Origin of the sequence: Oceanobacter sp. 1_MG-2023, assembly GCF_030689025.1 — a bacterium.
Classification (GTDB): Bacteria; Pseudomonadota; Gammaproteobacteria; order Pseudomonadales; family Oceanobacteraceae; genus Oceanobacter.
Window position 1 is genome coordinate 25781 of record NZ_JAUYWA010000016.1, and the last position, 17818, is coordinate 43598.

Below are 17818 nucleotides of genomic sequence, written 5' to 3' on the forward strand. Positions count from 1 at the left end.
ATCCTTAAATTGTCGATTATACGTCCAGCAACATACGTGCAGGATCTTCCAGCAAGTTCTTGATGGTCACCAGGAACTGAACTGCTTCCTTGCCATCAATCATGCGGTGGTCATAAGACAGCGCCAGATACATCATTGGCAGGATTTCAACCTGGCCATTAACAGCCATCGGACGATCCTGAATCTTGTGCATACCCATAATAGCGGTTTGCGGTGGGTTCAGAATTGGCGTAGACATCAGGGAACCGAATACACCACCGTTGGTGATGGTGAACGTACCACCCTGCATGTCTTCGATACCCAGTTTGCCGTCACGGCCACGCTTGGCGAAGTCACCGATGGTACCTTCGATTTCTGCCAGGCCCATGCTGTCTGTATCGCGCAACACAGGAACAACCAGACCGCGCTCTGTGGATACGGCAACACCGATATCCTGATAGCCATGGTAAACCATGTCATTGCCGTCAAGCGATGCGTTAACCGCAGGGAAGCGTTTCAAAGCTTCAGTTGCCGCCTTGACGAAGAAAGACATGAAGCCCAGTTTTTGGCCATGTACTTTCTCGAACTGGTCTTTGTACATCTTGCGCAGTTCCATCACTGGCTTCATGTTGACTTCGTTGTACGTAGTCAGCATCGCAGCGCTTTGCTGTGCTTCAACCAGACGCTTGGCGATAGTGGCACGCAGACGGGTCATTGGAACGCGTTTTTCGATACGCTCACCAGCAATCGGGGCAGCCACTGGAGCAGCAGCCGGAGCTGGCGCTGGAGCAGCCGGTTTGGCTGGTGCCGATTTCAGGTGATTAACAACATCTTCCTTGGTAATACGACCGTCTTTGCCGGTAGCCTTGATGTCTGCGCCTGCAACACCGTTTTCTTCTGCAATCTTGCGGGCGGCCGGGCTCATGATCAGATCACCGGCGTCTGCTACTGCAGGGGCAGCCTCAGCAGGTGCGGCTTCTGCGGCAGGTGCCGGAGCTGCAACGTCGCCAGCAACAAAAATAGCCAGCACTTCATCACTCAGTACAACATCATCTTCGTTTTTGAAGACTTCTTTCAATGTACCGTTCGCAGGAGCGACTACTTCCAGAACGACTTTGTCGGTTTCGATATCAACCAGCAATTCATCACGCTCAACTGGTTCACCAGGCTGTTTGTGCCAGGTTGCTACCGTGCCATCAGCAACTGATTCCGGAAAAGTCGGGGCCTTGATTTCGATGCTCATTATTGTTTCCTTAAGAATTCCGTCGGTTAGCCCTGCAGATCCAGAGCTTCACTAATGTATTGTTCAAGCTGCGCAAGGTGCAGCGCCATATAGCCAGCAGCTGGTGAAGCAGATGCAGCACGTCCGGCGTAGTTCAGTGTCATTCCCGGCTTAAGGCTGTTAATGGCACGTAGCATGTAATGCTGGCTGTTGTACCAGGCACCCATGTTTTTAGGTTCTTCTTGTACCCAGAAGATTTCTTCCATATTCGGATACAAAGACAGAATGGCCTTCAGATCGTCATGTGGGAACGGATACAGCTGCTCGATACGAACAATGGCAATATCCTTGATCTCTTCCGCGCGACGACGTTCCAGCAGGTCGTAATACACCTTGCCTGAACACAACAACACACGGCGTACTGACTGCGGATCCAGCTCATCAATCTCATCGATAACCGTCTGGAAGTGACCATCGGCCAGCTCTTCCAGCGTGCTGGTTGCCAGTTTGTGGCGCAGCAGGCTTTTCGGAGACATAACCACCAGAGGTTTACGCACCGGACGAATCACCTGACGACGCAGCATGTGATAAACCTGTGCTGGCGTAGAAGGAATACAAATCTGGACGTTATGCTCTGCGCACAATTGCAAATAACGTTCCAGGCGCGCAGATGAGTGTTCAGGTCCCTGACCTTCATAGCCATGTGGCAGCAGCATGGTCAAGCCGCACAAACGGCCCCATTTATGCTCACCACTGGAAATAAACTGGTCAAAGACTACCTGGGCACCATTGGCAAAATCACCAAACTGGGCTTCCCAGACCACCAGTCCACCCGGTGTTGTCGTGGAATAACCATATTCAAAGGCCAATACGGCTTCTTCAGACAGCAAGGAGTCGTACAGATCAAAGGATGGTTGATCGTCACTGACATGACATAAAGGGATATAACGGCTGGCGTCTTTCTGATTGTGCAGAACGGCGTGACGGTGTGAGAAAGTTCCCCGGCCAACGTCCTGTCCGGTAATCCGTACTGGATAACCTTCTTTCAGCAAGGTTGCGTACGCCATGGTTTCAGCGTAGCCCCAGTTGATCGGCGATGCACCGACTCCCATGCGGCCACGGTCTTCCAGAATCTTGCCAACCTGACGCTGAACGGCAAAACCTTCCGGTATTTCCAGCAACTTGGCGGACAGCTCTTGCAGGGCTGCCAGATCAAAGGTGGTATCAGCAGTGGCTGTCCACTCATGACCCAGATACGGTGTCCAGTCGACGAACAATTCCTTGTTAGGCTCTTTGACCAGGCTTTTTACTACGTGGCGGCCTTCATCCAGAGCACGGCGATATTCTTCTTCCAGCTCTTTTGCGTCTTCAGTAGTAATAACGCCATCAGCAATCAATTTCGCCGCATACAATTCGCGGGTTGTTTTCTGCTTCTTGATTTGTGCGTACATGATTGGCTGGGTACCGGATGGCTCATCCGCTTCGTTATGGCCACGACGGCGATAACAAACCATATCAATCACAACGTCTTTCTTGAATTCACGACGATAATCAGCGGCCAGCTGTGCAGCAAACAGTACAGCTTCCGGATCATCACCATTCACGTGCAGAATCGGTGCTTCGATAACCTTGGCAACGTCGGTACAATATTCAGTAGAACGAACATCTTCACGTTTGGAAGTAGTAAAGCCTACCTGGTTATTGATTACGATATGAATCGTACCACCGGTTTTGTAAGCCCGGGTCTGGGACAGCTGGAAGGTTTCCATCACCACACCCTGACCTGCAAATGCAGCATCACCATGCATGGAAATAGGAACCACCAGTTCACCGGCTTTATCACCACGACGATCCTGACGGGCACGAACAGAACCCTCAACAACCGGCGATACGATTTCCAGGTGAGACGGGTTAAACGCCAGCGCCAGGTGTACTTCACCGCCAGAGGTCATCACATTGGATGAGAAGCCCTGGTGGTATTTTACGTCACCATGTGACTGGTATTCAGACTTGCCTTCGAACTCATCAAACAGATCGGACGCTTTTTTACCCAAGGTGTTGATCAGGGTATTCAGACGACCACGGTGCGCCATACCAATAACAATTTCTTTGGCACCGTATGAGCCGAAACGCTGAATCAGTTCATCCATCAGAGGAATCAGTGACTCACCACCTTCAAGACCAAAACGCTTGACGCCCGGGTAACGGGAACCCAGGTATTTTTCCAGGCCTTCAGCTGCAACCAGACGCTCCAGCAAATGCAGTTTGACTTCATCACTGTATTTGGGGTGGGCACGTGCACTTTCCAGTCGTTGCTGGAACCAGCGTTGCTCTGCGGTGTTAACAATGTGCATGAACTCGGAGCCTACGGTACCGCAGTAGGTTGCTTCGAGCACATCGATAATTTCTTTCAGCGTTGCTTCTTCCTGGCCCATAAACAGGGTACCAGTCTGGAATTTGGTATCCAGATCCGCTTTCGACAAGCCATGGAAATGCAGATCCAGGTCGGGAACATTTTGTCGTTCCATCAAACCCAGTGGATCCAGAGAGGCGTGCTGGTGACCACGGCCACGATAGGCATTGATCAGTTGCAGTACCTGAACCTGTTTACGCTCATATTCAGTACTGACACTGCCTTGGGAAACCGGACGGTTACGATGCTGATTTTTTGAAATGAGCAGAAACTGTTCACGGATCGCTTTGTGGGGAGTGTCGACGGTAACGCTTTCGTCGGCCCTTGGAAGTTGATCAAAATAATTACGCCACTCTTCAGGTACCTCACCAGGATCCTTAAGATAGGCTTCATAGAGCTCTTCTATGTAAGCAACGTTACCACCCGCTAACTGGGAGGTGCTCCATAGCTGCTCCATTGTTTGCTCGTGCATGTACGATCACCCTGTTCCTGTAAACATTGAGGAGATCACCCACAGAGTATTTTGCACCGACTCTAGCACTGCCAGACGAGTTAGAGGGCCGACTGATAGGTCGCAAGGCCTCTGAGGTGAATCAGGAATACCCTGATCCCTCAATTGCATTATTAAATTCGTAAAATCACGCTTTGTGGGCGTGATTTTAAAAAATTTTTCACGAAAACAGACTGTGTGTCCAGCCCACTTACGTCTAACCAGCACCCCGTATCATACGGGATGCAGGCCAGTTGCCGATTAAACCTGTTGGTTCAACAGCATGTTGCGGATATGACCAATTGCGCGGGTCGGGTTAAGACCTTTTGGACATACATTGACACAATTCATAATACCCCGACAACGGAACACACTGAATGGATCAGACAGATCACTCAGACGCTCTGCTGTTGCGGTATCACGGCTATCCGCCAAGAAGCGGTATGCCTGCAACAGACCGGACGGGCCAACAAATTTATCCGGATTCCACCAGAACGACGGACAAGCCGTTGAGCAGCAGGCACACAGAATACATTCGTACAGACCATCCAGCTTCTCGCGCTCTTCCGGCGTCTGCAAACGTTCGATCGCAGGCGCAGGTCGATTATTCAGCAAGAACGGCTTGATGCGCTCATACTGGGTGTAGAACATGGCCATATCAATCACCAGGTCACGAATGACCGGCATACCGGGCAGCGGGCGCAATACCAGCTTGTCCATCTTGCCGTTGGTCGCTTCGGAAAGCGGAGTGATACAGGCCAACGCGTTCTTGCCGTTAATGTTCATGCCGTCAGAGCCACAGACACCTTCACGACAAGAGCGGCGATAAGCCAGGCTTGAATCCTGTTCTTTCACCAGAGCCAAGACATCCAGAACCATGACATCTTTGCCGCCAGGAACGGTGATATCGTAATCCTGCATGTAAGGCGCAGAATCCTTTTCTGGGTTGTAGCGATATATACTTACCAGCATTGCATACCTCCCATTAATAGGTACGGATTTTCGGTGGGAACGCTTCCATGGTCTTGGGAGCGAAGTTCACTGCGCGCTTGCCAATCGTCTTGGTTTGCGGGAAGTACAAGGAGTGGCACAACCAGTTTTCGTCATCACGTTCAGTGAAGTCGTTACGGGCGTGTGCACCGCGGGATTCCTTACGCTCAATAGCCGCAACCGCAGTTGCATAGGCTGTTTCGAACAGGTTATCCAGCTCCAGGGCTTCAATACGTGCCGTATTGAAAGCACCACTCTTGTCGGCCAGCACAGTGTTCTTGACGCGAACACCCAGCTCATCCAACATTGCCAGACCTTTCTCCATGCTTGGGCCTTCGCGGAATACACCGAAGTACAATTGCATGGTTTTTTGCAGGTCTGCGCGCACGTCAGCCACACTCTCACCTTTGGTGGAGTTGTTCAGACGATTCAAACGCGCCATTGCCGCTTCAACATCGGCTTCCGATGCATCAACTGATTCAAATCCATCGCGGAAGCTTTGTTCAACCTGCAAACCAACAGCACGGCCAAACACCACCAGATCCAGCAGTGAGTTACCACCCAGACGGTTGGCACCGTGAACCGAAACACAGGCGATTTCACCCGCGGCATACAGACCTTCAATAACAACGTCATTGCCGTTTTCGTCAACGGTCAAGGCCTGGCCACCAATATTGGTCGGTACACCACCCATCATATAGTGACAGGTTGGAACCACCGGGATTGGCTCTTTCACAGGGTCAGCGTGGGCGAAGGTGCGAGACAGTTCCAGAATCCCTGGCAGCTTGGCATTCAGGGTTTCTTCACCCAGATGATCCAGCTTCAGGAATACGTGATCGCCATCTTCACCACAGCCACGGCCACCCAGGATTTCCAGTACCATGGAACGGGCAACAACGTCACGACCAGCAAGGTCCTTGGCGTTTGGAGCATAACGCTCCATGAAACGTTCACCGTCCTTGTTGATCAGGTAACCACCTTCACCACGACAGCCTTCAGTAACCAGTACACCCGCTCCGGCAATACCGGTTGGGTGGAACTGCCACATTTCCATATCCTGCATTGGCACACCAGCACGGATCGCCATACCAACACCGTCACCGGTATTGATCAGGGCATTGGTTGTGGACTGATAGATACGTCCTGCACCACCGGTTGCCAGTACTGTCGCCTTGGCTTTGATATAGAGCGTTTCGCCCGTTTCAATTTCAATGGCGATCACACCAGCGACCTGACCCTTGGAATTTTTCACCAGATCAACGGCATACCATTCATTCAGGAAGGTAGTGCCGCCTTTCAGGTTGCCTTGATACAAGGCATGCAACAGGGCATGACCGGTACGGTCAGCTGCAGCACAGGTACGGGCAGCCTGACCACCCTTACCAAAGTCCTTGGACTGTCCACCAAATGGACGCTGATAGATTCGACCTTCTGATGTACGAGAGAAAGGCAAACCCATGTGCTCCAGTTCGAACACAGCCTGAGGACCGACTGAGCACATGTACTCGATAGCATCCTGGTCACCGATATAATCGGAGCCCTTGACGGTATCGTACATATGCCAGCGCCAGTCATCATTGGGATCATCGGAAGCAATGGCACAAGTAATACCACCCTGTGCTGACACAGTGTGGGAACGGGTTGGAAAAACCTTGGTCACACACGCGGTTTTGATACCCGCTTCGGTCAGCTGCAGAGCGGCACGCATGCCAGCACCACCACCACCGATCACGATGGCATCAAACGAAATGGTTCTGATTGATGACATAACTCACACGCTCCAGAGGATATCGATACCCCAAACGAGGTAAACAAACAAAAAGCCGACACACACCAGCTGGAACAAGAAACGTACACCAGTATTTTTAAGGTAGTCGGTTGAAATGGTCCACATACCAACCCAGGCATGTGCACAAATAGATATCAGGGCGGCCATACTGAATACTTTCATCCAGGTCTGAGCAAACAATCCCTGCCACTGAGCGAACTGCAAATCTGGTGAAGCCACCAGAAAGCCCACAAGAAACAGTGTATAGAGGGCCAGCACAACAGCACTAGTTCGCTGTACTACCCAGTCATAAAGGCCACTACGGCCAAGATTTGTAACACTTGCTACCATACCCAAACTCCTGCCAGAAGAATCACGATCGCACCAAGTACCAGAGTAATAATGGCAGCAGTACGTCCACCTTCTTTGCTTTCACCAATTCCCATGTCCATCAACAGGTGTTTGATACCTGCCACAAAGTGGTAACCCAACGCAGACAAAATGCCCCAGGCGATGAACTTGACTATTCCGTTATCAAATGCGCTCGTCAAATTGGCGAAGCCTTCCGCAGACTCCAGTGACTCTGCCAACGCAGCCAGCATAAATGCGACAGCGAAGAACAGGATGAGACCGGAGATACGATGGATAATGGATGCTTTGGCGGGAAGAGGGAGCTCAATAGTAGTAATATCCAAGTTTGTAGGTCTATTGCTATTCACGGCTCTTTACACTCTCTTATGGGCTCACTACCCGCAAAACGGGGAGCGAGCGCGGGCTCAAGAAGACGGTCCCAACCTGTACAACTCTTGCACAAGTTTTAAGACCGCGACAAATTATAGTCATGCACCTTCTCTTTTACAAACACTTAGCACCTTGAGTTTACTACTATGGTATGTGGTGTTTACACGATGCCCAGACTCAGCGTGTCTGAATCGGGGAATATACCCTGTCGAAACAGAAAAATATGCTCGACCCCATGGTAATTGACAAAATGAGTTCACAACCTATAGTGAACCCCCTTAATTAGAGGTAACGCCTTAATTACTGGGCTTAATTTGAACAGCAGGAGGCCTATCCATGGCTGACAAAAAAGCAATACTAACGGTCGATGGCATTAAAGAATCCCTGGAATTACCTGTATATGAAGGAACCTTGGGGCCGGATGTTGTTGACGTTCGTAGCCTGACTGGCAAAGGCCTGTTTACTTACGACCCTGGTTTCGTATCCACAGCAGCCACAGAATCCAAGATTACCTATATTGATGGTGATGCCGGTGTTTTACTGCACCGCGGCTACCCTATCGAGCAACTGGCAGAGAAATCCGATTACCTGGAAACCTGCTACCTGTTGCTGCACGGCGAACTGCCATCACCAGCCGAAAAAGAAACCTTCGTCAGCACAATCAAGAACCACACCATGGTTCATGAGCAGCTGAGCCATTTCTTTAACGGTTTTCGCCGCGATGCCCACCCCATGGCCATCATGTGTGGCGTAGTGAGCGCCCTGTCTGCGTTCTATCACGACTCACTTGATATTCATGATGACAAGCACCGCGTCATTTCCGCGCATCGCCTGATTGCGAAAATGCCAACTTTGGCAGCTATGGTTTACAAATATTCCATCGGCCAGCCATTCATGTATCCGCGCAATGATCTGAGCTATTCCGAAAACTTCCTTCACATGATGTTCAATACACCATGCGAAGATCGGGAAATCAGCCCAATCCTGGCCAAGGCCATGGACCGCATCTTCCTGCTCCATGCCGATCATGAACAAAACGCTTCCACTTCGACTGTACGCCTGGCCGGCTCTACCGGTGCCAACCCGTTTGCCTGTATTGCTGCCGGTATTGCGGCACTTTGGGGCCCGGCACACGGCGGCGCCAACGAAGCAGTACTGCACATGCTGGCCGAGATTGGTGATGAATCCAACATCGACAAGTTTATTGCACGTGCCAAAGACAAGGAAGATCCTTTCCGCCTGATGGGCTTTGGTCACCGCGTATACAAAAACTTCGATCCTCGCGCCAAGGTGATGAAACAAACCTGCGACGAAGTATTGGCAGAACTCGGCATGGAAGATGATCCAATGCTGAAAATCGCCATGAAACTGGAAAAAATCGCTACCGAAGATGAATACTTCATCAAACGTGGCCTGTATCCAAACGTCGATTTCTACTCTGGCATCATCCTCAAGGCAATCGGCATTCCAACCGAACTGTTCACGGTTATCTTTGCCACTGGCCGTACGCCAGGCTGGATTGCCCACTGGAATGAAATGATCAGCAGCGACTACCGTATTGGTCGTCCGCGTCAGCTATACACTGGACATCAGCGTCGGGATTACCCAGCCTGATTTTCATAGCAATAAAAAAAGCCGCTTAATAGCGGCTTTTTTTATGCAAACAAACTTCTCATATAATCGTTTTCCCTACACCAGAATCAGCACTCTCATTAATAAAAACACCTATTGATTCAATAAGAATTTTCAATAATTGATATTTTCTTTATAGATCTTGGTCGTATATGAGCGCCACTGACTGGCCATATCAACAGACCGGCTTTAATACTTTTTATATCAGCCAGACAAAAGTAAAGCCGACCAATGGCTATATAACCTAGCGAGAAAAAACAGATATCCAGAAGAAACTTCCCGGCAGGCTCATCGTATTTCACCTTTCATCCATCGTACTGATGACACTAAAGTCGCAAATTTCACCCTCGTCAGCTCAGTGCTCACCCGCAACGACGGACAAAGTTGCCAAACACTACACCATCAGGCCACCACGACAGCCAGTGAATCCCCTGCCGCCAACACCTTAATCCGCTCAACCAGCGCGTTTTGTCCAAATATCAAGCGTCGATCAATCAGGCAATGCTGCTTCAAAGCCGCCACAACGTCAGGCTGGCGCTGTTGGGTCAGAAGGTCTCGAGTCGGTATCACACAACGTTCACAGGGTTTGACCAGTAACAACTGCCCTTCATCATGAGTCAAAGCCTGCCATTGCTGCTCTGCAAATGCCTCCCCACCCCGTACCACCACATTGGGCCGAAAGCGCAGCATATCGATGTCCAGCCCAGCACTTTGACTCAAGGTCGCCAAGGACTCCTCACTGGTCACCAACAAAGGGAAACCATCAGCAAAACCAACCCACTGTCCGACGCTGGCACACTCCCGGTCGACCTGACGATGACTCTCGGGCGGCATAAACACCAGTCGTGCCGGTTTGCCCAATACTTCCGTCAGCCAGTTGGCCGCCAGATCTCCGCAATCCAGTGCTTCCGCCTTGTCCGACCAGACAGAAACGGTCAGCTGCCGACTACTGGCACCGGGAGGGTCAACCACCAGGTCTTCCATTCCATCCATCCCCAGAGTCAGCACACCTTGCTGCAACCGGGTCTGGATACTCGCCATCACAGGCAACCGGCGCTGAGTCAAAAACTCACCTTCCGGGTCAACAATCATATAGCGACGATCTCCTACCGGCCCTTGATGATCAAAGGTCAGACGATCAACCCGATAGCCGGCACAGGATTTGACCGGATACAAATACAGATCAGCAATTTCTATGGTTTGCGCTGTCATGGTAGCCCTCCGGCTGACATATTCTGGTAAAAAATAACGATGCCACAAAAAGCCATACAGACGCCAATCGAGACTTGCCATGATGCCCATTGAGACAGGCAACCACAGGCCGTCGCCACCCCCTTCACATCCTTGCCAGTACTGCTTGCATCACTGTTGCAGGAGTTATCTGCTGATAACACGGCGGCTGAATATCGCCGCTTCCCGGGTGCAGGCAGCGTTTTGACAAACAGGGGGCGCATGAGTAGTCACTTTTTAATACCGTCATGGCAGGCCCCAGGGCCCCGGTCAGGGAAGCATCGGTAGCACCATAAATAGCCACTGCCGGAATTTCCAGAGCGGCGGCCACATGGCTCAAGCCGGTATCCACTCCCACAATGGCTTCAGCATGAGCCAGATAGGCAGTCAATGAGTCCAATCCCATGCGAGGTAGTACGCTGACACCCTCCACCCCATCAGCGATGGCCATTGCCCGCTGATGTTCTTCTTCATTACCCCAAGGCAATACCACCTGGCGGCCACTGGCAACCACATCCATTGCCAGCTGACGCCAATAATCCTCCGGCCACAATTTGGTGACCCAGGTTGTGCCGTGTAAAAACAGCCAATAACTGGCCTCTATGTCCGGAGCCTGCCAGCGATGGCGATCCACCCCATAGCTGAAGGGGTACTGTGTTTCATCGTAGCCCAGTGCCATCGCAAACAAGCGCCGCAAGCGATGGATGGCATGTTCCCCTCGCGCCACAGACAGAGTCTGGTCATACGCTCGTGCTGCCAGAGGTTCCCGGGCGCTGTGACGATCCAGCCCTACTTTGCGACCACACGCCAGTCGAGTAATCAGCGCACTTTTAATCAATCCCTGGGCATCCATCACAAGATCGTACCGGGTTGATTTCATTTGCTGGTAAAACGCGCGCATTTCCGCCCGGTTATGCGCTGCCAGCGGCTGCTTGCGCCAACGCCGCCAGGCCACCGGAATAACCTTGTCGACCACCGGATGCCAGGCAGGAATATCTGCAAAAGCCTCCTCGACCACCCAGTCGACCGATAAACCAGGCAAGGCCCGGCGAGCATCTTCCAAGGCAGGCAAGGTATGAAAGACATCCCCCAATGATGAGGTTTTAATCAGCAGAATTTTCACAACAGCACCCAACTACACAGTTGCGCGGAAAGTACCGCCTGCCTGCCCAGGATGCAAATTTTGCTGCTCCCTGGACATGCCTTTCTTGACAAGCCCTACCGGCAGCGCAAGTATCGCTGCCCCGGCAAACCTCACCCGCCTTGCTCACAGGAACCGTCATTACATGCTGCTCAGATCGTGGAAATTCTGGATAAGCCTCGCCATTCTGCTGGTCTTTGCCGTTGTGGTTGAACGTAGTTATGGCTGGATCGCAGTACTGGCCAGCTGGCAACGTATATCGGCGGCAGAGCTGGCCGTTGCAGTCACCCTGATGCTGGTCAGCTATTTGCTGCGGGCATTCCGCTTCTACGACTTTTTTAATTCATACTGCCACGGCCACTGGTGGCGGCTGACCCGCATTACCGTATTACATAACTTTTTTAACAATCTGTTGCCCATGCGCAGCGGTGAGGCGGCATTCCCGATGCTGATGAAAACCCATTTCAGCTGCCCGGTACGCCATAGCTTGCCTGCGCTGTTATGGCTACGACTGCTGGATCTTTATGTCTTGCTGGCACTGGCGGTCTGGACCTTGAGTGATCTGCCCGGCAACCCGATCTCCGTTGATCCCGCACATGTCTGGCTGTGGCAAGCTGGCTTGCTGGTTTTACCGTTATTGGTTTTACCGGTACAGAATCGTATCCGTCAGCTGTTAGCCAGTCACCCGGGTTCCGTTGCCAACAAACTCGCTGACCTGATGCAGGCCCTGCCTTCGTCGCCCTGGCCGTTTATTCGTGCCTTGTTATGGACGCTGGTCAACTGGGTACTAAAGCTGGCAATTTACGCTTGGGTGTTGCAACAATTTATTACACTCAGTTTTGGGCAATCCTGGGTCGGTGCCAGTACCGGAGAGCTCAGCAGTATTCTGCCGATTCATGGTGTCGCAGGTGCAGGGACTTACGAAGCAGGTATTGTCGCCGGATTGTTGCCCTGGCAACTGGACACCGCAGCAGTCCTGGCCGCGGCTGTTAACCTGCATCTCTTTGTACTCGGTTGCACCCTGCTGCTGACCGCCATAATCACCTTGGCCACCAGCCGCTTGGGCAATCGGCACAGCAGTACAAATACCTAGGTATCCAGGGGTTGAAAGATTAATTGCATCTATGCAACGGTTGCCTCGTTTTATCACTCGGCGCTTTTGGGTATCATCCGCGGACTTTTAAAGTCTGCAGAGTGGTAACCCCGTGATAGATTGTAGCAAGCCGTCCTTGTCCATCGTTATTCCCATGTACAACGAAATTGACAATGTCGGCCCCATGGTTGCCCGGGTACATGAAGCCCTGATCAGCTATCAGGGTTACTGGGAACTACTGGTGGTGGATGATGGCAGTAACGATGGCACCCCCCAGGCACTGCACCGCGAAGCGGAACAATACGGTCCTCATGTCCGGGTCATTGAATTACGCCGTAACTTTGGCCAAACAGCTGCCATGCAGGCGGGCATCGACGAGGCTCGAGGTGAGATGATCGCCACGCTGGATGGTGACCTGCAAAATGATCCCGCCGATATTCCCCGCATGATTGATCACCTGATCGAAAAAGACCTCGACCTGCTCACCGGCTGGCGTAAAAATCGCAAGGACGACCTGGTGATGCGCAAAATTCCGTCTCGCATCGCCAACCGCCTGATCGGCAAGATTACCGGTGTACGGATTAATGACTATGGCTGCTCACTGAAAGTCTATCGGGCTGCCATTATCAAGCAAGTACGCCTGTACGGTGAAATGCACCGCTTTATCCCTGCCTGGGTCGCTGCGGTTGTGCCTCCCAGCCGGATCGGTGAAATTGTTGTCACCCATAATGCCCGCACCGCAGGTACCTCCAAATACGGCATTTCCCGTACTTTCCGGGTGATTCTCGATTTGTTGTCGGTTTACTTTTTTATGCGCTATCGCGCCCGTCCAGGCCACTTTTTTGGCATGATTGGTTTGGGCATGGGATCGATTGGTACGTTGTTATTAATGTATCTGGCAGTGATCAAGTTCGGCTTTGGTGAAGATATTGGTAGCCGCCCTCTTTTTCTGATCGCGGTGGTCTGTGTTATCGCGGCGCTGCAATTCCTTACCACCGGCGTCATGTCTGAGCTCATTTCACGTACCTACTTTGAGTCATCACAGCGGCAGCAGCATCAGTATATTATCTATAATCGCGATGGCGCTTCCGACGACAAGGAAGCCTGCTGGGCGGCTCCCGGCCAGGTGATTGTTGAAGCATCCACTCCTGAAGCCAATTCAGATAACGACGTCAGCAGTCAGGGCTGATTGCGATGAAAATACCACTCCCCACAGCGTTGCCGCTGTGGTTGCTGCCCGTGCTGATCGGATTTTTTTCCCTTAATCTGGGCGGCTATTTGCTGTTTGATCATGACGAAGGCGCTTTCAGTGAAGCCACTCGCGGCATGTTTGAGCGTGGCGATTTTATCACGACCTGGTTGAACGACCGGGTACGGTTCGACAAACCGATCTTGATTTACTGGCTGCAAGCCATCTCGATATCCCTGTTTGGCACGGAGGTCTGGGCTTTCCGCTTGCCTTCTGTGCTGGCAGGGATTGGCTGGTCTTTGTCGGTGTTTGCCTTTGCGCGTCGTTATATCAGCCGCGATACCGGCATCGCCGCTGCCATCATCTGTGCCAGCGCCCTCGGCATCAATATGATCTCCCACGTGGCCACGGCGGATGCGTTACTCAACCTGATTCTCACCGCTACGTTGCTGCTGATGTATCACCACAGCCAACTCAGTCTGGTGCAGCCTGAATCCCCCGGTACCCGGCAGGTGCTTTACGGTATCTATGCCCTGATGGCACTGGGTGTACTCACCAAGGGGCCGGTCGCCGTCGCGATTCCCCTGGTGGTCAGTGTGATTTTTTATCTCTGGAGTGGCCAGCGTACTGCCCTGCTGAAAGCACTGTTTTTTGTACCGGGCTGGCTGTTGTTTCTGGTCATTGCAGCACCCTGGTACATCGCCGAATACCTGGCTCAAGGGCAGGCGTTTATTGACGGTTTTTTCTTTAAACACAACGTCAATCGCTTTAACAATGCCATGGAAGGTCATGATGGTGGCTTGTTGTTTTACCCACTGGTATTGCCTTTTGTGCTGGCTCCTTTTGGGCCGCTACTGCTGCGTATGCTGCCCAGCATCACAAGTGTTACGCGGGAGCCGCTCAACCGGTTCTTATGGATCTGGTTCTTGTTTGTCCTGATCCTGTTCAGCCTTGCCAGCACCAAATTACCCCACTACATATTGTATGGCTGCACGCCGCTGGTGTTATTGATGGCCCGTTATCGCTTTCAACTGCGTCGCCGTTGGCTGGTCGCCATACTGCCCTTGCTGTTTTTTGCGCTGATGGCGGCTTTTCCCTTACTGATCCCTTCGATCAAGGCTGGATTGACCAATCCAATCGAAATCGAAACGGCAGAACGTGCCGCTCTCTACGTCAATCAGGATTTTGCCATTATTGCAGCGGTGTTTGGCCTGCTCTCACTCCTGGCCATACTCTGGAAGCGTCTGCCTATCTGGCACGGTCTGTTGGTTACTGGAGCACTGCAGGCCCTGTTTGTCTGGTATGTATTCGCTCCGGCCTTCAGTGAAGCACAACAACGCCCTATTCATGACGCAGCGATGTTTGTGCGCCAGCTGGGCCTTGATGTGGTCACCCAGTCAATTGATACCCCCAGTTTTAACGTCTATCTCGACCGGGTAACACCACGCCGGTCACTGGAGCCCGGCGAGATCGGTTTTGGCCGGATCGACCGCGTCCAGAAAATCGATGATTACCAGCTGCTGTTCCAGTCTGGCCCCATCGTTATTATTCGCCGACCAGATAACACCGCAGGCGAGGCAGCCGAGCCGATCTCCACTCATGACCCGGCAGCGGCAACCCAACAAACACCGCCTCCAGCAACAGAGACCCTTGATGACTGATACCTGTTTGCCACTAGCGCGCCGTCATCTGCTGCCATTACTGGTAGCAGCCGCTCTGTTATTGCTGTTCGCCCTGGTGGTCGCTTTAACCGGCACCAATGCGGCCCTGTTTCTGATGCTGAATCAGGATGCTGGCCTGCTCCCCAATGCCTTGTGGGCAAACCTGACCTTCACCGCCGATACGGTCTTTGCCATGTCATTGTTGTTGCTGGTCGCCAGCTTCCGCCCGGCCCTGTTCGCCCCCAGCCTGTTATTATTGGTACTCGGCACTCTGTTTGTGCACGGCGGCAAAGCCTTGTTTGATGCTGCCCGCCCTGCGGCGGTACTGGTATCCGACAGTTTTCAGATTATTGGCCCGGTATTGCGCCATCACAGCTTCCCTTCTGGCCATTCGTTTACCGCACTGGGCGCCTGGACCCTGGTAATTCTGGCTGTACCACCGCGCGGGCTAATGCCTCTGCTTACTCTTGCCCTGCTGGCAGCGGCCAGCCGTATCGCCGTTGGTGCCCACTGGCCACTCGATGTACTGGTGGGGTCAGCCTGCGGAATTCTGATGGCTTGCTTGTCTGCCTGGCTGGTGCAAGCATTTGCCTGGTTGCGTCGCCCGGCGGTCTTGTTTAGCTCGGCGGCATTATTAACCATTGCAGCCGTCTATATGCCCTTTTTTGACAGCCGCTACCCCGATACCCGGCTCTTGGCGACGGTGATGGCGCTTGTCACACTCGCCACTGCCGCCGCAAAATTCTGGTGGCCCAGAGTGCAGCAAGCCAAAACACCATCATCCCTTGATTGAGATCAACACGACTGGGCTGGCGACATTGTCAGCCGGCAATCGGCTCTGACATTTGATTACCGATTCTCAGTTAAGGATATTTTTCTTTATCCATTTTTGCCGTCTGCTATATAGTAACCGCCAATTTCATGGAAATTGGGCCTTTAGACGGTTCATTACTTCTTTTTGAAACAATAATTCAACGTGTTTGTCGTACACTGGCACGTCAAAGCACAAACAATAAACTGTTCAGAGATCTGGTTATGCGTCGAGTGGTAGTTACAGGTATTGGTATTGTTGGTTGCCTCGGAAACAACAAGGACGAGGTGCTGGCATCATTGCGTGAGCAGCGCTCCGGCATCCGTTTTATTCCGGAATATGCTGAGCAGGGGATGCGCAGCCATGTTGCCGGCCGCCCCCAAATCAACCTCTCGGAACACATCGACCGTAAACTCTTCCGTTTTATGGGTGATTCTGCGGCTTATTCCTATCTTTCACTGAAAGAAGCCATTGAAGATGCGGGCCTGAGTGAAGAGATGGTGAGCAATCCCCGCACCGGCCTGGTTGCCGGTTCCGGCGGTGCATCCACCAGCGATACAGTTGAGTCTGTCGATATCCTGCGCACCAAGGGTATCCGTAAGGTTGGCCCTTACCGCGTCACCCGCACCATGGGCTCTACAGTATCGGCTAACCTGGCCACGCCATTCAGCATCAAGGGCGTGAATTACTCCATGACGTCGGCCTGTGCCACCAGTTCACATTGTATTGGTCACGGTATGGAACTGATTCAATGGGGCAAACAGGACATCGTTTTTGCCGGTGGTGGTGAAGAGGAGCATTGGTCGCTCTCCATGCAGTTTGATGCCATGGGTGCGTTGTCGAGCAAGTACAACGACACACCGGAAAGCGCTTCCCGTGCCTATGACAGCACCCGTGACGGTTTTGTTATCGCCGGTGGTGGTGCCATGGTCGTTCTGGAAGAGTACGAGCATGCCGTTGCTCGTGGTGCAACAATCTACGCTGAACTGATTGGCTACTCCGCTACATCCGATGGTGCCGATATGGTCGCCCCATCCGGTGAAGGCGCTGTTCGTTGCATGAAAGATGCCCTGCAAATGGCTGGCAACCCAACCATCGATTACCTGAACACCCACGGCACCAGCACACCGGCAGGTGATATCACTGAACTGAAAGCCGTTGGTCTGGCCTTTGATGGCCAGGTTCCTCCTATCAGCTCCACCAAATCCCTGACTGGCCACTCTCTGGGTGCTGCTGGCGCACAAGAAGCTATTTATTCTATCTTGATGATGAAACACGGATTTATCACTGGCAGTGCCAATATCTCTGAACTCGATGAAGGGGCCAGTGATTATCCGATCGTTCGCGACAACCGTGACGCCGAATTAAAAACTGTGATGTCCAACAGTTTTGGTTTTGGCGGCACCAACGCGGCGTTGATATTCAAGGCTCTCTGAGCCTGATCTGGGAGCAAGGCAC

14 protein-coding genes are annotated in these 17818 nt (G+C 52.2%); 6 read left to right on the top strand and 8 right to left on the bottom strand.

Going from position 1 to position 17818, the window contains the following annotated elements; all coding sequences use genetic code 11:
- Positions 1 to 16: 16 nt before the first annotated feature.
- The 6 genes from odhB to sdhC form a co-directional block, all read right to left on the bottom strand.
- Positions 17 to 1222: a 2-oxoglutarate dehydrogenase complex dihydrolipoyllysine-residue succinyltransferase gene (gene odhB, locus Q8W22_RS11340; protein ID WP_303434536.1), complete on the bottom strand. Its 1206-nt coding sequence runs from the start codon at positions 1220 to 1222 to the stop codon at positions 17 to 19.
- Between the two features lie 26 nt (positions 1223 to 1248).
- On the bottom strand, positions 1249 to 4086 hold the full coding sequence (locus Q8W22_RS11345) for a 2-oxoglutarate dehydrogenase E1 component (RefSeq protein ID WP_305452413.1): 2838 nt from the start codon (positions 4084 to 4086) through the stop codon (positions 1249 to 1251).
- Positions 4087 to 4365: 279 nt separating this feature from the next.
- Positions 4366 to 5076: a succinate dehydrogenase iron-sulfur subunit gene (locus Q8W22_RS11350; protein WP_303434534.1), complete on the bottom strand. Its 711-nt coding sequence runs from the start codon at positions 5074 to 5076 to the stop codon at positions 4366 to 4368.
- A 13-nt stretch (positions 5077 to 5089) separates the two neighbouring features.
- A complete protein-coding gene (gene sdhA / locus Q8W22_RS11355; RefSeq protein WP_303434533.1) occupies positions 5090 to 6862 on the bottom strand; it encodes a succinate dehydrogenase flavoprotein subunit in 1773 nt (590 codons plus the stop codon).
- A gap of 3 nt (positions 6863 to 6865) precedes the next feature.
- Complete coding sequence (sdhD, locus tag Q8W22_RS11360; protein ID WP_303434532.1) at positions 6866 to 7213, bottom strand: succinate dehydrogenase, hydrophobic membrane anchor protein; 348 nt, start codon at positions 7211 to 7213, stop codon at positions 6866 to 6868.
- A complete protein-coding gene (gene sdhC / locus Q8W22_RS11365) occupies positions 7207 to 7581 on the bottom strand; it encodes a succinate dehydrogenase, cytochrome b556 subunit (RefSeq protein ID WP_303434531.1) in 375 nt (124 codons plus the stop codon). Before sdhC ends, sdhD begins: the two co-directional genes overlap by 7 nt.
- Positions 7582 to 7939: 358 nt before the next feature.
- Between sdhC and gltA the strand changes: the two genes are divergently transcribed.
- Positions 7940 to 9217, top strand: a complete 1278-nt coding sequence (gltA, locus tag Q8W22_RS11370; protein WP_303434530.1) for a citrate synthase — start codon at positions 7940 to 7942, stop codon at positions 9215 to 9217.
- A 420-nt stretch (positions 9218 to 9637) separates the two neighbouring features.
- Here gltA and Q8W22_RS11375 read toward each other — a convergent pair whose 3' ends face one another.
- Positions 9638 to 10447 (bottom strand): MOSC domain-containing protein, encoded by an 810-nt coding sequence (locus Q8W22_RS11375; protein ID WP_305452414.1) that lies wholly within the window; start codon positions 10445 to 10447, stop codon positions 9638 to 9640.
- 124 nt (positions 10448 to 10571) lie between these two features.
- Positions 10572 to 11588 (bottom strand): lipopolysaccharide heptosyltransferase I, encoded by a 1017-nt coding sequence (gene waaC / locus Q8W22_RS11380; RefSeq protein ID WP_305452415.1) that lies wholly within the window; start codon positions 11586 to 11588, stop codon positions 10572 to 10574.
- A gap of 163 nt (positions 11589 to 11751) precedes the next feature.
- Between waaC and Q8W22_RS11385 the strand changes: the two genes are divergently transcribed.
- The 5 genes from Q8W22_RS11385 to fabB all read left to right on the top strand — a co-directional run bounded on the left by Q8W22_RS11385 (position 11752) and on the right by fabB (position 17796).
- Positions 11752 to 12699 carry a lysylphosphatidylglycerol synthase domain-containing protein gene (locus Q8W22_RS11385; protein WP_305452416.1) on the top strand — a complete coding sequence of 316 codons (948 nt, stop codon included), beginning with the start codon at positions 11752 to 11754 and terminating at the stop codon, positions 12697 to 12699.
- Between the two features lie 112 nt (positions 12700 to 12811).
- Positions 12812 to 13888 carry a glycosyltransferase family 2 protein gene (locus Q8W22_RS11390; RefSeq protein WP_303434526.1) on the top strand — a complete coding sequence of 359 codons (1077 nt, stop codon included), beginning with the start codon at positions 12812 to 12814 and terminating at the stop codon, positions 13886 to 13888.
- Positions 13889 to 13893: 5 nt separating this feature from the next.
- The gene (locus Q8W22_RS11395; protein ID WP_305452417.1) at positions 13894 to 15549 is read left to right on the top strand and encodes a glycosyltransferase family 39 protein; all 1656 of its coding nucleotides are present in this window, start codon (positions 13894 to 13896) and stop codon (positions 15547 to 15549) included.
- Complete coding sequence (locus Q8W22_RS11400) at positions 15542 to 16342, top strand: phosphatase PAP2 family protein (RefSeq protein ID WP_303434524.1); 801 nt, start codon at positions 15542 to 15544, stop codon at positions 16340 to 16342. Before Q8W22_RS11395 ends, Q8W22_RS11400 begins: the two co-directional genes overlap by 8 nt.
- A 242-nt stretch (positions 16343 to 16584) precedes the next feature.
- Positions 16585 to 17796: a beta-ketoacyl-ACP synthase I gene (fabB, locus tag Q8W22_RS11405; protein ID WP_303434523.1), complete on the top strand. Its 1212-nt coding sequence runs from the start codon at positions 16585 to 16587 to the stop codon at positions 17794 to 17796.
- Positions 17797 to 17818: the final 22 nt, after the last annotated feature.